General features: G+C 40.5%; 15 protein-coding genes. All 15 read left to right on the top strand.

The window, feature by feature from the left end:
• A partial coding sequence (locus Q0093_RS14020; RefSeq protein WP_297931670.1) for a hypothetical protein occupies positions 1-225 on the top strand: 225 nt, incomplete at its 5' end.
• An 80-nt stretch (positions 226-305) separates the two neighbouring features.
• Positions 306-755 (top strand): sugar transferase, encoded by a 450-nt coding sequence (locus tag Q0093_RS14015; RefSeq protein WP_297931668.1) that lies wholly within the window; start codon positions 306-308, stop codon positions 753-755.
• A gap of 319 nt (positions 756-1,074) precedes the next feature.
• Positions 1,075-2,865 carry a hypothetical protein gene (locus Q0093_RS14010; RefSeq protein ID WP_297931665.1) on the top strand — a complete coding sequence of 597 codons (1,791 nt, stop codon included), beginning with the start codon at positions 1,075-1,077 and terminating at the stop codon, positions 2,863-2,865.
• A gap of 27 nt (positions 2,866-2,892) precedes the next feature.
• Positions 2,893-3,537: a hypothetical protein gene (locus Q0093_RS14005; RefSeq protein ID WP_297931662.1), complete on the top strand. Its 645-nt coding sequence runs from the start codon at positions 2,893-2,895 to the stop codon at positions 3,535-3,537.
• 22 nt (positions 3,538-3,559) lie between these two features.
• Positions 3,560-4,234, top strand: coding sequence for a sugar transferase (locus Q0093_RS14000; protein WP_297931659.1), 675 nt, complete (start codon positions 3,560-3,562; stop codon positions 4,232-4,234).
• A 9-nt stretch (positions 4,235-4,243) separates the two neighbouring features.
• On the top strand, positions 4,244-5,137 hold the full coding sequence (locus Q0093_RS13995) for a glycosyltransferase family 2 protein (protein ID WP_297931656.1): 894 nt from the start codon (positions 4,244-4,246) through the stop codon (positions 5,135-5,137).
• Positions 5,134-6,264, top strand: a complete 1,131-nt coding sequence (locus tag Q0093_RS13990; RefSeq protein WP_297931653.1) for a polysaccharide pyruvyl transferase family protein — start codon at positions 5,134-5,136, stop codon at positions 6,262-6,264. The genes Q0093_RS13995 and Q0093_RS13990 overlap by 4 nt, the downstream gene beginning before the upstream one ends.
• Positions 6,265-6,270: 6 nt before the next feature.
• A complete protein-coding gene (locus Q0093_RS13985) occupies positions 6,271-7,473 on the top strand; it encodes a Coenzyme F420 hydrogenase/dehydrogenase, beta subunit C-terminal domain (RefSeq protein ID WP_297931650.1) in 1,203 nt (400 codons plus the stop codon).
• Between the two features lie 19 nt (positions 7,474-7,492).
• On the top strand, positions 7,493-8,329 hold the full coding sequence (locus tag Q0093_RS13980; RefSeq protein WP_297931648.1) for a glycosyltransferase: 837 nt from the start codon (positions 7,493-7,495) through the stop codon (positions 8,327-8,329).
• 35 nt (positions 8,330-8,364) lie between these two features.
• Entirely contained in the window at positions 8,365-9,531 is a 1,167-nt protein-coding gene (locus Q0093_RS13975) for a glycosyltransferase (RefSeq protein ID WP_297931646.1), read from the top strand.
• Between the two features lie 263 nt (positions 9,532-9,794).
• Entirely contained in the window at positions 9,795-10,781 is a 987-nt protein-coding gene (locus Q0093_RS13970) for an O-antigen ligase (RefSeq protein ID WP_297931644.1), read from the top strand.
• A gap of 49 nt (positions 10,782-10,830) precedes the next feature.
• Positions 10,831-11,955 carry a glycosyltransferase family 4 protein gene (locus Q0093_RS13965; RefSeq protein ID WP_297931643.1) on the top strand — a complete coding sequence of 375 codons (1,125 nt, stop codon included), beginning with the start codon at positions 10,831-10,833 and terminating at the stop codon, positions 11,953-11,955.
• Positions 11,952-13,466, top strand: coding sequence for an oligosaccharide flippase family protein (locus tag Q0093_RS13960; RefSeq protein ID WP_297931641.1), 1,515 nt, complete (start codon positions 11,952-11,954; stop codon positions 13,464-13,466). Before Q0093_RS13965 ends, Q0093_RS13960 begins: the two co-directional genes overlap by 4 nt.
• A complete protein-coding gene (locus tag Q0093_RS13955) occupies positions 13,459-14,679 on the top strand; it encodes a nucleotide sugar dehydrogenase (protein WP_297931639.1) in 1,221 nt (406 codons plus the stop codon). Before Q0093_RS13960 ends, Q0093_RS13955 begins: the two co-directional genes overlap by 8 nt.
• Positions 14,680-14,699: 20 nt before the next feature.
• Positions 14,700-14,918, top strand: a 219-nt coding sequence (locus Q0093_RS13950; protein ID WP_297931637.1) for a UDP-N-acetylglucosamine 2-epimerase, incomplete at its 3' end; no start/stop codon positions are given.

Below are 14,918 nucleotides of genomic sequence, written 5' to 3'. Positions count from 1 at the left end.
CAGCGGACTCCCAACGGACTTATTAACGTTGCACAGCCCATCCTTTTCGATGAGGTGAATTTCTTTGCAAAGTTGTCCGATCTCTACGAGGCAGCCTATGCAGAGACAGACGACATGAAGGCCTTGGTTTCGGAGCTCGTCCCGACCTATCACCCCGACAGCCGTTCCTTTGATTTTCTTCACAATCAAGACGGCCTTGAGGACAAACCCCCGATCAGCGCGTGAGGCAATTGCAGCACAAGGGCCGGGATATAATCTAGTTATTACTTTAATAAAGAGGATATTCTCTTAAAATTACGAGGAATATGAATTTATCTATGAAAAATGATATGCCGGGCATGAAGCCAGGAAGTCTACTTTATAGGGATCATGTCAAACGAATATTAGACTTGATTATCGCCTTTCTGGTTTTAATCGTAACGGTAATTCCGATGGTAATCACGGCAATAGCAGTAAAGCTGGATTCTCCTGGGCCAATCCTCTTTAAACAGGATCGGTTGGGTAAAAACGGAAAAGTTTTTAAGATTTTGAAATTCCGTTCCATGTGTGTGGGAGCGGAAAAAACAGGTTCTGGAGTTTATTCCGGAAAAGGAGATAGCCGCGTTACTCGTGTCGGAAGAATAATTCGTGCAACAAGTCTCGATGAGCTTCCTCAGATAATCAATGTAATGCGAGGAGAAAGAGGTATAATAGAGACAACCAAGAAAAACATAGTGTTTTCAAGGGTTGTTGCGGCTAATTCAATTTCGTTATAAGGTTTTGTATATAACGGTTGGGTAGGCAAAAACAGCCTTTGAGAATAAAATGGCTTCTTGATTGCTTATTTTGACCCAATCTGATAAGCGTACAAAATTTGATAAGGAGGTTGAATTAGCCGAGGATGGGAAGCATCTCTTGGCTATTCGTCGTGCTATAAAGGAAAAAGTGTTACAGGATATGACTACATAAACCAGATTATCGGATAGATACAATGCAATAGAGGTCTATGTAGTCTGTGATACGAAGGTATCCAGACTTTTATTATAGTCGGGATGTTTCATATCGAAACAAGATGTCGGAAGAAGGAGGCAGGTCATGACAATTAAATTTATGTTCAATTCTCCCGATGATACAAGCCTTCTGTATGCTTGTACGGATGAGGTTGGAGAGTCGCCTTTCGGTGGTGAAGATGCGATCACAGTGGAGATAAGGCGTTCAAAGGAATACAGCGAAGCGATTCTCGCTGATATGAAATCCTGCTTGTCCGGATTTATAGAATACAAGTATCTTGGTTGCCGAGAACGCATTGCCCGTGAAGCGTATCAACTTACAATCAACGGCATGACATACGATGTTTTCTTCGTGTTTGACAAACGTGAGGATGACAATATCCAACTGCACATCGAAATTGAATCTCCTATTATAGAAAATCCCGATTTTGAGACAAGGTACAACAAGACATTGGAAGCGTTGAAACTTGCTTTGAAAGATCGGGTCAGCAAAGACTGGCAAGGTTGTACTTGGCTGATCGATGACCAATCCGAAATGCTTGGTGCTGATCTCTATCATCGTTTTTTCAAAATAGAAAATCAGTTCCGTGCTTATGCAAACAAAGTGCTTATACAGCATTTGGGGCAGAATTGGCTTGACCGCCCTGGTTTGGAACAGTACAAGGATTCCGTATGCAGCATGGAAACTTCGTTCAAGCAGATTGTCCCGCAGTTCGCCAATATCAATACTTCTCTCTTGTCAATGACCTTGGAAACACTTTCAAAGGTTATTTTGAAAGCGGTAATCTATAAAGAAAATACTACTTTAACTTCCGCTGAACTCACAAGATTATATCAGTATTTGGAAAAGCGCAACGAACAAGCAGCAAAAGAATTTGTAGAGAAAAAACGTGAGACAAAAATCAATCTATGGGATGATGTTTTTTCACAGTATTTTGCTGATCCGAAGCAATTCAAGAAGCAGCTCAATCAGTTTATCAAGGCTCGTAATCACATAGCGCATAACAAGCTACTGACATTCTTTGCTTTCAAGAAGATGCACGATGAATTGTCGGTTTTTGAAACTACTATAACACAAGCACTTGAGCAGTTTGAGCGAATGAACGCTTCAGAAGAACTTCTTGATACTTGGCAGCATGAGCAGGAGCAGGACGAATACGATGAACAGTATTGGCGTGATCGTTTCTTTGGAGAGACGGGTGTTGAAATCCGTGATGAAGATGAGATTTACGAACTGCTTTGTCAGACTGTTACTGATCTGTATGATACCCTTTCGGATCGGTATCATTATGACCCTTGCTTTGAGGTTTCCGATATGGAAACGCCCGTGAAAGACGGAACAACTAAAGTATTCACGGTAACAAGCAATGCATCTGATGAAAAGCTAACCCTTTTTGTTTCGATTGTGGTTGATGATGATATGGACACATCAAGTTATTTGACCATTGAAGCGAAGCACGGTGAGGATGTAATTGCAAAGGCTGAGTGTGCTTACCACAACGGCGAAGGGCATGAGGGCGAAGAAGGTCTTCGTGTGGCTGACAGCGATTCGGAATATGACGATACTGAGGTTCACGATTTTCTTGAAGATTTGATTGCGTATATTGAAGAAGATTTGAACCCTTACGTGAAACAAGTGTCAGCTATGGAGTACGAATGCGGCAGACATGGCGGCACTTCTCCTGTTGCAGATTTTGCCTGCCAAGAATGTGGCAAGGATGGTGTGTCTATCACCGAAGATCTATTACCAATCGGAAAATGCTGTTACTGCGGTTATGAGAATGAGCATTATGTATGCGAACTCTGCGGAATGGTGTATGACGATATGGGCGGTGATGAACACTTGTGTAATGGGTGTATGCCGAGAGATGATTAAAGATTGATTGGAAAGGTGGAATATCAAATGAATAAAAACTTGTTAATTATCGGTGCAAGTACGTATGGCGTTGTAGCTTCTGAAATAGCAGCAGATATGGGATGCTTTGAAAAAATAGATTTCGTTGACGATGAAAGAAAAACAACTCCCAACGGTATTGATGTTGTTGGCACAACACAGGATATTGATGAACTGGCACTCCAATACAGCAATATCATTGTTGCGATTGGCAATCCGGAAGTCAGGCTTTCGTTACTCAACAGAATTAAAGAAGAGACGCCCTATCGTATTGTTTCACTTGTTTCTCCTAGAGCGTATGTATCTCCATCAGCACAAATCATGAGTGGCTGTATTATTGAACCAATGGCGGTTGTTCATACGGGTTGTGTAATATGCCCTGGTTGTATCATTTCTGCCGGAGCTATCGTGAATCACGCAACAATGTGTTGTGACGGTGTTCATGTGGATTGTAATGCTACGGTTGATGGATATTGCCTTGTACCTGCTGGGACAAAGATTTGCAGTGGCGAGGTGTACAAACGCAAAGATACGATTAAGACCGAAGATTTATTCTTTGATCCGCAAAAGTGGGCGGAACGATTGGTTGATATTTCAAAACGTACACCAAAGGAAATTGATGGATTAGACTACACATTTGAAAGTGGAATGTAATTAAAGCGGGAGATATTGCAAGATGTATAAGCACGTTATAAAGAGACTTATTGACCTTATTCTGTCGAGTGTTGCCATAATCGTCTTGGCACTTCCGATTTTGATTATCGCCATTGCGATTAAGATTGACGATCCCGGTCCCGTTTTGTTCAAGCAGAAACGAGTCGGCAAGAAGAAAAACGGAGAGATTACATATTTTATGATCTGGAAGTTCCGTAGCATGAAGATGTCCACACCGCACGATACCCCTACACATCTTCTTGAAAATCCCGATCAGTATATCACTCGTGTAGGACGCTTTATCCGTAAGACCAGCCTTGATGAGCTTCCTCAAATTTATCAGGTGTTCACGTCGAAACTATCCGCAATTGGTCCCAGACCCGCCTTGTGGTCGCAAGATGATTTGGTAGCGGAACGGGAGAAGTACGGGGCAAATGACATCAAACCCGGTATTACCGGATGGGCGCAGATCAATGGTCGGGACGAGCTGGAAATTGATGTAAAAGCAAAGTTTGACGGTGAATATGCCGCTGCGTTGAATGCAGGAAAGTTCAAAGGCTTCGCAATGGATGTGAAGTGCTTTTTCGGTACGATTGTGAGTGTGCTGAAATCAGACGGCGTTGTCGAGGGTGGTACAGGCGAAATGAAGAAGCAGGAAGAAAAGAAGGAAGAAGAGACAGTAGGAAAGGAACGTTAACGTATGAATATGCCCGTCGTAAGTGTTGTAGTCGCAACGTATAAAAGGGATTTAGATCTGAAAAATGCCCTTGAGTCTCTTGCGCTTCAAAGCTTCTCGGATTTTGAAATAGTACTTGTCGATGATAATGGCAATGCCGAATGGAACAAGAAAGTTTCTTCTATTGTCGCAGAGTTCAAAGAAAACTACCCATCCGTTGAGATACAATATATTGTCAATTCACCCAACCGTGGATCCGCTAAAACGAGAAATATCGGTATTGAAGCATCTAAGGCTGAATTTATAACATTTCTTGATGATGACGATGTTTACCTTCCTGAAAAGCTTTCTCGCCAGGTGGAGTTTATGATATCAGGAGAGTATGACTATTCGGTGACTGATTTGCACCTCTACAATGAGAGAGGCAGACTGATTGATAAGAGGATAAGAAACTATATTGTAAACACTACCCCCGAAGATCTTCTTGAATATCACTTTAAATATCATCTGACAGGAACCGACACTATGATGTTTCGAAAAGAATACCTTACAAAAATAGGTGGTTTTGCACCCATAGATGTAGGGGATGAATTTTATTTGATGCAGAGAGCCATCGAAGGGGGCGGAAAGTTCGGTTATCTGCCCGGCTGCGAAATCAAAGCTTTTGTTCATACGGGAGAAGAACGGGGCATTTCAAGCGGCGACGGGAAAATCAAAGGTGAAAATGAGCTTTTTGAGTATAAAAAACAGTACTTTTCCAAACTTGAACCCAAAGCAGTAAAATACATAAAAACAAGACATTACGCTGTACTCGCATTCGCGGAAATAAGAAGAAAAAAATTCGGTGCATTTATGAAAAATGCTTTCAAAGCGTTCTTCTCATCGCCTGCAGCATGTGTGAATATTTTAAAGGGGCCAAAATGAAAAAAATAGGGATTGCTACCGTATATACCGGCTATAATTATGGATCGGTCCTCCAGGCATTTGCAACAAAGAAAATCCTTTCCGGTATGGGATACGAAGCAGAAATTTTGAAAATAAACGGCAGTCTTGTAAAGGGAAGAGATATCAGATTAAAAAAGCTGATTACGATTGCATGGCGTTCCTTACTGCATAAGAACGGTGTAAAAAGTCTGAAAAACTATAGCACCAGTATGTCAAAAGAATTCAAAGAAGGGACGGTTGAACTGTTTGATGAATTTATCAACAGCGAAATATCGCCTCGTTTGGTGTCATATAGGACCTTGGAGAAAAAGGCCAAGAACGATGAATATGCTGCTTTTCTTTGCGGCAGTGATCAAGTCTGGAATTCTGCGGTTTTTTATGTTGATCCGTTCTATTATTTGCGGTTTGCTCCGTTGGAAAAAAGAATAGCCTTTGCACCGAGTTTTGGAAGAGATTTTGTTCCTGACTATAACAAAAAGACAATTAAGAAATACATATCCGAAATCAAATACAAGTCAGTAAGAGAGGCATCAGGGGTTGATATCATAAAAGAACTGACAGGTGAGGATTCAACAGTGTTAATTGATCCCACTCTTGTTCTCAACCGCACAGAATGGGTCTCATTGCTGAATATGAAGGAGAACAATAAGGGCAAATATTTGCTCGCATATTTCTTGGATTCCCCATCGCCGAAAGCACAAAAAGCAATCCATGCTATCAGCGAAAGATATGGTTTGGAGATTATAGGTTTGCCGTATATTTTCAAAGATTCAGGGATAAACAACGTGAAAAATGCCGGTCCCTGTGAATTTGTTGAATATGTAAAAAATGCATCGTTTGTATGTACGGATTCTTTCCACGGAACATCTTTTTCATTGAATCTTAACATTCCTTTTTTCACTTTTGAGAGAAAATACGGGAATGGGGGCAATCAATCTGCAAGAATTGAGTCCATATTAAAAATGACAGATCATTTCAACCGTTATGAGGTGGATGATTTCGAGTCGTGTATGGATATATCCTTCGAAAAGTCCAATACTATTTTGGATTTTGAAAGAAGAAGATCGAAAGAATACCTTGCTTCCATACTCGAAGAGAGGGTTTGAGGTTTTATGAAAAGAAATGTTTGCAATCCTGAGGCTTTGCGAGACTGCACGGGGTGTGGTATATGTGCTTCTGTATGCAGCTTTGATGCAATTAAGATAAAAGAAGATCGCATGGGATTTTACCGTCCGGAAATTAACGAAGCTTTATGTACAGGTTGTTCCTTGTGTACGAAAGTGTGCTATCGTTTTGATGGTGAAATTTCTGTCGAGGAACAAGAAGATCACGAATGCTACAGTGCGGTCAATAAAAACGATGAGGAGCTTAGAAGTGCTTCCTCAGGCGCTGTATCGATCGAGTTGATGCGCGAATGCTTGAAGAGAGGCTATTATGTGGTTGGCGTTGCTTACGATTATTCCTTAAACCGTGCAGTAACGAGAATAGCGAAAAGCGAAAACGAACTTGAACAATTCAAAGGGTCGAAGTATTTTCAAAGCTACACTGCAGATGCGTTCAAAGAAATGGCCCGAGATAAAAGCGGACAGAAATATGCAGTATTTGGGACGCCATGCCAAATCTATGCCGTTTCGAAAATGAGTGATTTAAAAGCCGAATCGGACAAGTATATTTTGGTTGATATTTTTTGCCACGGTTGCCCGAGCCTGAAGCTTTGGGATAAGTATCTTGAAAAAATAAAGGAACAAAAGAATATCGATCGATTTGACCTGATAAGCTTCCGAAGCAAAACTCATGGCTGGCATGAGTATTGTTTTGATTTTGTGAAAGGCGCACAGCATTTTTCCAGTTCAAAATACAACGATGCCTTTCACGAAATCTTTTTCGGAAAGGATGCAATGAACGAAGCTTGCTATGATTGTTTAACAAGAAGCACAGTAGTAAAGACCGATATAAGAATGGGAGATTTCTGGGGCGGCAGGTATGACTTAAATACCAAAGGGGTATCTGCAGTAATCATTTCCTCTGAAAAAGGCAAGGAGTTATTTGATTCTGTGGCACATAAGTTTTATTTCGACCGGGCTGACTTCAATGAAATTATCAGTGCGCAATCATACAAAAAAGCGCACAATCTTGATAATAACAGAAGAAATTCCGTTCTTTCCATGCTTTCGGGAGACGAGGGCATAGACACTGTAGTGAGAAAACACAGAAGGATGCTTTCTTTTAAAACGAATGTGAAGAGGAATTTGAAAAGCATATTAAAGCATTTGCCTGACTCTATTTATCTGCGGTTAAAAAAGAAGTTACGGTAATCATAAAAGAGGTTAATAAATGTCCAAGTTTGAAATATTGTGCGTAACAATGCACCAGAATGACTTTTCAAAGATAAAGGAAATGAATGTTCACTCTAACATTGTGTATGCCAATCAAGCAGACCATACTTCATATGAGGAATATGAATTTGAAGGTCATACAGCAAAAATGATTTCAACGCAAACACGTGGGGTTGGAATAAACAGGAATTTTGTTCTTGCGTATGCTTCTGCAGATATTTGCTTGATGGCAGATGACGACGTACAGTATGATGATGACATGGAGGACCGTGTTCTTGATGAGTTTGAAAAGCATCCCGATGCCGATGTGATAGTATTCCATTTTGCTTCAAATGATCCGAACAGAAAACCGCCTCAGTATTTTAAAACGAAAAAATGGCCAAGGTTTGCCAGAACACCTTGGGGAACGATACGAATCGCATTCAGATTGAATTCTGTTCGTAAAGCGAATGCGTGGTTTACTGCCTTATTTGGCGGCGGATGCATCTTCCCGTCGGGTGAGGACAGTATGTGGATTAAAGATCTTCGCCGTGCAGGTCTTACATTTTACGTTTCCAAGGAAACAATAGGCAAAGTATCTTATGAAACATCCACTTGGTTCACAGGTTACGATAACAAGTATTTCTATGGTGTAGGTGCTTGCTATGCTGCAATAAACAGAAGAACATCTTTTATAAAATACTTATATATGGCATTAAGGACCGAAGGAAAGGGGAATTTGTCCCTTTTTCAGAAGATGACCTGGATGCTTTGCGGCAAAGACGGGTATAAAAAAACGCAGTCATATGATGAGTATAAATTAAACTTGAATAAGGCGGATTCGGAGCAAATATGAAGTATGCTTTTTTAACTACTCTTATCCCAAAACAAATGGAGCAAGAAGTAGCAAAACATTCAACATATAATATGCAGGCTGCAGCAAATGCATTGCAGTGGCATATTTATGAGGGCTTGTGTTCCAATTACAGAGAGGGAATAAAACTGTTCAATGTTCTTCCTATCGGAAGCTTTCCTCAGTATTATTCAAAGCCTTTCATAAAAAAATCCGTATTTGATGACGAGAGACACAAAGGTCATATAAATATTGGCTTTTGCAATATTAAGCTGATTAGGAAATACCACCAGCCAAAAAAAATATTTGCCCTGTTGGAAAAATGGTGTTCAGAAAACAGTGAGGACAAATTGTTGTTTGTTTACACCGTATCTGCCCCCTTTATGATTGCAGTGAATCAAGTAAAAAAACATTTTCCGAATCTCAAGGTGTGTGCGATCATTGCCGACCTTCCGGAAATGTCAAACCTTTCCGCAAACAAAAGTCTTGCTAAAAGACTTTTTGAAAAGAAGATGGCAGCCGATTCATATTCATCTATGAATTGCGTTGATGCATTTGTTCTTCTCACAAAACAAATGGCAGATTATATGAAAATAGACAAACCGTTTGTTGTGATGGAAGGAATTGCCACCATTGGTGAGCTTCCGCAGAAAAAAGAAACAGGCAGAATAAAAACGATTCTTTACACGGGAACACTGCACAGGAGATTCGGTGTATTGAATCTTGTTGAAGCGTTCCGGGCGATTGACAACTCCGATTACAGACTTATTATATGCGGTATCGGTGATTGTGAAGCGGAAATAATGAAGCAAGCACGCATTGACAAAAGAATAGAGTTTAAGGGGCAGCTTGATCGAAAAGATATCTTGAAACTTCAGCAAGAAGCTACGGTTCTTGTAAATCCTCGCCAAAACAACGAGGAATTTACAAAATACAGTTTTCCTTCCAAAAATCTTGAGTATTTGTCAGCGGGGATCCCTCTTGTTGCATACAAGCTGGACGGTATTCCAGATGAGTATGATGAATACATCAATTATGTAGGCGACAACTCCATTGAGGCTTTGCGCGATAAGCTGATTGAAGTATGTGAAGATTTAAACGGTTCGGCACGTGAATGCGCATCCAGAGCAGTTTATTTTGTTAGAAATGAAAAAAATGCACAAAAGCAGGCTTTAAAGATCAAAAGAATGGTTGATGCTTTGTAAATTGCCTGAACAGGAGAAGATAAATGGATATTGTTTTGAAGGAGAATAAAAACAGAATGGTCAAAAATCATCTAAAATCAATGTCTTTTAGTGAAATAGCTTTGTTTGTTTTGACATTGCTTTTATGGACAGACCGTATTCTTTTAACATATGTCCGTGCTATAATGATGAGATTGCCCATAATCGGATTTATGGCAGATTATATGATAACTGCGGTCTATGTTGTCCTGATTGTTTTCTCCGTGCCAAGGATTCTAAAATGTATGCAAATCAAAGACCTCTTCTTTGTTTTTACAACAGTTATCATATGCTTGTTGAATTACCTTGTTTTTCCGGACAATACGGAAATATTGGATGATCTTTTACCGAATTTTCTGTTTTTTACGTTTCCATTGTATTTTATAGGGCTTTCTTTGGATTATGAAAAAGTATTTCCCTGGATGTACAGACTTTCGTTGGTTACAATTGCTGCTTTTACGGTATATAAATTATTCATCAGTACCCCTATGACTGATACACAGTCGATATATCAAGGCGATATGTGGGGGGCATACAACATACTCCCTCATGTGTGTGTGGCTGCGCTTGCTATGTTAAAAAAGCCCGGCTTTATCAATATAGCTTCGTCTGTGCTCGGTATTCTTATGCTTTCATTCCTTGGCAGCCGGGGACCATTGCTCTGTGTGGTAATGGCAATCGTGTTTTACTTGATATTCTACAAAAAATACAAAAAGCCGTTCCTTGCTTATTCATTAATAGTTCTTGGCGGCGCTTCTTTGATGATGGGAATAGATTTTATTATGTCATTGCTGTATATCATATCCCAAAAGACCGGTCTTAGTATTCGAATTTTTGACAAGTTCTTTGAAGGCTCTTTATCTAATTCATCCTCTCGGGATGTGATTGCTTCCCGCTTATTTGAGAGAATTTCCGAGAATCCTGTTTTTGGTTATGGCTTATTCTCCGACCGAATGGCACTCGATACATATGCTCATCACATCGTAATTGAGCTTTGGCATTCCTTTGGCGTTCTTTTCGGAACTGCTGTGTTTGTAGGAATGATAGTTGTTTTGCTCCGTGCAGCTAAAGTTGTGAAAAAAACAGACGAATATGCCCTGCTTTTCATCCCGCTCCTTTTTGCAGGTTTTATTAAACTTTTTTTGTCGAATAGTTTTCTGGAAGAAATATATTTGTATTGGCTTTTGGGAATAGCGGTTAACTTTATAAGAAGCAGTAAAAAAATAATTTAACATTTCGTGATGTGGGAGTGTACTTATAATGAAGATATGTGACGTGGTTATGAATTCTGTTTGGTATGACCCAAGGGTAAGAAAACAGATTGTAGAATATCTGAATGATGGTGTTGAGTTGGCCTGTGTAGGATACGAGTGTCCCAGATATGATGCCGAAAAAATAAAGCAAATGCCTTGTAAGGTTAATATTGTAATGCGTGATAAAAAATATTTGGGCAAACAACGCAATGTTTTCCTGAAATTGAAGCGTGAAAGACTGGTTCAAAAAGCTGTATGTGATGCGATTGTGGCAGAAAAGCCTGACATCATTCACGCCAATGACCTTGATGCACTTATTCCTGCGTATATGGCAAAAAAAGTGTTGAATTGTAAAGTAATATTCGATTCTCACGAGATATACACCGAAAACAATTATTTGATAGATAAAAGACTGTATGCTGCCTATTTACAAATAATAGAAAAGCATATATGCAAAAGAATTGACAGAGTAATATGTGTAAGTCACGCTGCCGCAGACTATCTTGCCAAGAGATATAATATTGACAAGCCTATGGTTGTCACTAACTGCTCGTTGAAGTCAGAACAATTTTTCTCGGAAGAAAAGCATGACGGCTTTGAGGTGCTGAACCACGGACAGTATTATGCAGGACGTGGGTACGATATCATGGTTGAAGCACTTCCTTTGCTGAAGGATTATCCGGATATCAAGCTTGCCCTCAGAGGGTTTGGATCCCTTGAAGAAAGCCTTAGGCAAAGAGCAAAAGAGCTTGGCGACGAAAACATCATTTTTTACCCCAAGGTTTTGGTACAGGAGCTCATACCCGAAGCATCTAAGTCAATGGTTGGTGTTGCAATCACCGAGGGAACCTGCATAAATTTTGAAGTTTCCGTTTCCAACAAGCTGTTTGAGTATGCGTCTGCGGGGCTTCCCGTGATCATGTCTGATATTCCCGAGCACAGATATCTGAACGATAAATTCCGTTTTGGCATTGTTATCAAGGACAACAAACCGGAGACATTTGCCGAGGCTGTTATCAAGCTTTATACCGACAAGGTTTTTTACGAGGAGTGCGCTGAAAACGCCAAAAAGCTTTCGGAGGAAATTAATTGGGAAAACGAATTCAGCAAGCTTTTGGATTTTGAAAAAAGCATTGTGGGGGCCCCAAAATGAAAACTAACGAAGTGAAATGGGGCGCTGTTTTGTCTTATGTGTTGATTTTTCTCAACGCCACATACGGGCTTTTTCTGACACCGTATATTTTGGGTCAAATCGGAGAAGCGTCATACGGTGTATATAAAACCGTTTCAGCGTTTACTTCTTCATTGATGGTGCTGGATCTTGGCCTTGGCGGGACTATGATGAGATACATAGCAAAATACAGGGCAGACAGGCAGGAGAACAAGATCCCAAATTTTATTTCAATGGGATTGATTCAAACAGGAGTAATCTGCACCGTTATCGGAGTGGTTACGTCGGTTTTGTATTTGTTTCTTGATGATATCTATTCAAATGGGCTTACAACGACGGAAATTCTTGAGGCAAAAAGGCTTTACTTGTTTCTGGCAATAGGAATTCTGGCTCATGTGTTTGAAAACCTTTTTAACGGTATTATCTGCGGATTTAACTGTTTTACTTTTGCCAACGGGATCAAAGTTTCTCGTTTGCTTGTGAGAATCGCAGCAGTTGTTGTTTTTCTTGGAATTTTCAAGGATTCACTTACGCTTGTTGTAGTCGATCTTGTAATAACGATACTTGCTGTCCTGGCAGAAGCAGCGTTTATGCTTTTGAAACTAAGAATCAAAGCAGAGTTTACCCATTGGGATAAAACAGTCTTTTCGGAATCGTTTAAGTACACGATTTTGATGTTTCTCACATCCATTGTTGCTCAGGTGAATACAAACTTTTCAAATGTGGTGATCGGTGCAGTTTTGAATTCCACAGCAGTAACGGTGTATTCTATGGCTGTTCTCATATTTGGTACATATGAACAAATGTCTACCGCAATCTCAGGCGTTATGCTTCCCACGATCACAAACTCACTGAAAAATGACGATGAACATTATTCAAACACGTTGAAAATCGTTGTTGAGATGGGCAGAATACAGTTTATTCTACTGGGTGCAGTCTTTGTTGGTTTTATAACCTTAGGTAAGCCGTTTATAAATATGTGGCTGGGTGCGGATTATGACGATGTCTATTACCTTGTTTTGATCTTGCTTGGACCTGCGCTTTTAGATCTTTGTATAAATGTTTGTTTATCCATTTTAAGAGCCAAAAATATGTTGGGATTCAGAACGGCAGTTATTATCGTATCTACAGTTCTCAATCTTGTAATTACTATAGTCGGTATGCCCTGTATCGGTTTCTACTCAGCAGCAATAGGAACTGCTTGCAGCTTCCTGTTTGGAAGTGTTATCACAATGGGTATCTATTATTACCAAAGCTTGAGAATCAACATACTCAAACTGTATAGGGGAATATTCAATAGAATCTGGATCTGCTTAGTCCTCAGCGGCATTGTATGCTTTGGCGTATCAATGATATTTGACACGCCTGTAACAAAATTCATATTGGGATTTTGTGCTTTTTGTATTACATATGCTTTTACGTTGCTGGTATTCGGACTTAATGAAAAAGAAAAAACAATAATCTTATCTAAAATAAGGAGAAAAAATGATTAACGTAATTGGACTTGGATACATTGGACTGCCTACAGCCCTTATGATGGCTGCGCATGGAGTAGAGGTTGTCGGCACAGACTACAACAAGGAACTTGTTGCTACACTCAATGCCGGCAAGACAACCTTTAAAGAAGACGGCCTGGACGAGCTTTTCGCTGAAGCGGTCAGCAAGGGAATCAAATTCACCACCGAGTATCAGGTGACAGATACTTACATCGTATCCGTTCCCACCCCCTATGACAAATTCAGCAAGAAGGTGGACGCTTGCTATGTGGTTTCTGCTGTAAAGAGCGTAATGGCGGTTTGCCCCAAGGGTGCAACTGTTGTTGTCGAATCCACCGTGTCCCCCGGAACCATTGATAAGTACGTCCGTCCCGCTATTGAAGAAAACGGCTTTGTAATCGGCAAGGACATCAACCTTGTTCACGCCCCCGAACGCATTATTCCCGGCAACATGGTATATGAGCTGCTTCACAACAACCGTACTATCGGTGCTGATGATAAAGCAGTAGGTGAAAAGATCAAGGAACTGTACGCTTCTTTCTGTCAGGGCGAGATCGTCGTAACCGACATCCGCACCGCAGAAATGACCAAAGTTGTGGAAAACACCTTCCGTGCAGTGAATATTGCCTTCGCCAACGAACTTGCGAAGATCTGCCGCCATGATAATATGGACGTCTATGAAATCATCCGCATTTGCAACATGCATCCGCGTGTAAATATTCTCCAGCCCGGCCCCGGTGTTGGCGGTCACTGCATTTCCGTTGACCCGTGGTTCCTCGTCGGTGATTATCCGAGCCTTGCTAAGGTAATCGACGAATCCATGAAGACCAACGACGGTATGCCCGATTTTGTGCTGAACAGAATCCATGAAATCATGAAGGAAAACAATATCACTGATTTCAACAGAGTTGGTCTGTATGGACTCTCCTATAAGGAAAACGTGGATGACCCGCGTGAATCTCCCACGATTCAGCTTCTCGAAAATCAGGAAAGACATCTTGCATCCCCAATCAAGTCCTATGACCCTTATTTTGAGAAGGATATCGTGCCCAATCAGTACCATGATTTCGATAAATTCCTCGAAGATACTGATCTTGTAGTAATTATGGTAAATCATAATCAGATCAAGGAAAATATGGACAAACTGAAGGGTAAGATCGTGTTTGACACCAGAAAATGCTGTGATCTGCCCGGTGTATACAGACTGTAATCAGGAGGACTGACTCAAAAATGAAAACCGTAATGCTCGTTTTTGGCACAAGACCCGAAGCGATAAAAATGTGTCCTCTTGTCAATGAGCTGAAGTCAAGAGAAAACATTAAAACCGTAGTATGCGTTACAGGTCAGCATCGTCAAATGCTTGACATGGTGCTTGATACATTCAAGGTTGTACCCGACTATGACCTTTCGATCATGAAGGCTGGTCAAACTTTGTTCGATATTACAACT

Source organism: uncultured Coprobacter sp., assembly GCF_947855755.1.
In the GTDB taxonomy this organism is placed as follows: Bacteria; Bacteroidota; Bacteroidia; order Bacteroidales; family Coprobacteraceae; genus Coprobacter.
Note: the sequence above shows the minus strand (reverse complement) of the source record. Positions and strands in the feature narration are given on the sequence as shown.

Excerpts from the sequence above, each read along its gene's own strand:
- Q0093_RS14005 (WP_297931662.1), top strand. The coding sequence starts at position 2,893 with ATGAATAAAAACTTGTTAATTATCGGTGCAAGTACGTATGGCGTTGTA.
- Q0093_RS13955 (WP_297931639.1), top strand. The coding sequence starts at position 13,459 with ATGATTAACGTAATTGGACTTGGATACATTGGACTGCCTACAGCCCTT.
- Q0093_RS14000 (WP_297931659.1), top strand. The coding sequence starts at position 3,560 with ATGTATAAGCACGTTATAAAGAGACTTATTGACCTTATTCTGTCGAGT.
- Q0093_RS14010 (WP_297931665.1), top strand. The coding sequence starts at position 1,075 with ATGACAATTAAATTTATGTTCAATTCTCCCGATGATACAAGCCTTCTG.
- Q0093_RS13990 (WP_297931653.1), top strand. The coding sequence starts at position 5,134 with ATGAAAAAAATAGGGATTGCTACCGTATATACCGGCTATAATTATGGA.
- Q0093_RS13970 (WP_297931644.1), top strand. The coding sequence starts at position 9,795 with ATGCAAATCAAAGACCTCTTCTTTGTTTTTACAACAGTTATCATATGC.
- Q0093_RS13975 (WP_297931646.1), top strand. The coding sequence starts at position 8,365 with ATGGAGCAAGAAGTAGCAAAACATTCAACATATAATATGCAGGCTGCA.
- Q0093_RS13980 (WP_297931648.1), top strand. The coding sequence starts at position 7,493 with ATGTCCAAGTTTGAAATATTGTGCGTAACAATGCACCAGAATGACTTT.
- Q0093_RS13960 (WP_297931641.1), top strand. The coding sequence starts at position 11,952 with ATGAAAACTAACGAAGTGAAATGGGGCGCTGTTTTGTCTTATGTGTTG.
- Q0093_RS13965 (WP_297931643.1), top strand. The coding sequence starts at position 10,831 with ATGAATTCTGTTTGGTATGACCCAAGGGTAAGAAAACAGATTGTAGAA.
- Q0093_RS13985 (WP_297931650.1), top strand. The coding sequence starts at position 6,271 with ATGAAAAGAAATGTTTGCAATCCTGAGGCTTTGCGAGACTGCACGGGG.
- Q0093_RS13995 (WP_297931656.1), top strand. The coding sequence starts at position 4,244 with ATGCCCGTCGTAAGTGTTGTAGTCGCAACGTATAAAAGGGATTTAGAT.
- Q0093_RS14015 (WP_297931668.1), top strand. The coding sequence starts at position 306 with ATGAATTTATCTATGAAAAATGATATGCCGGGCATGAAGCCAGGAAGT.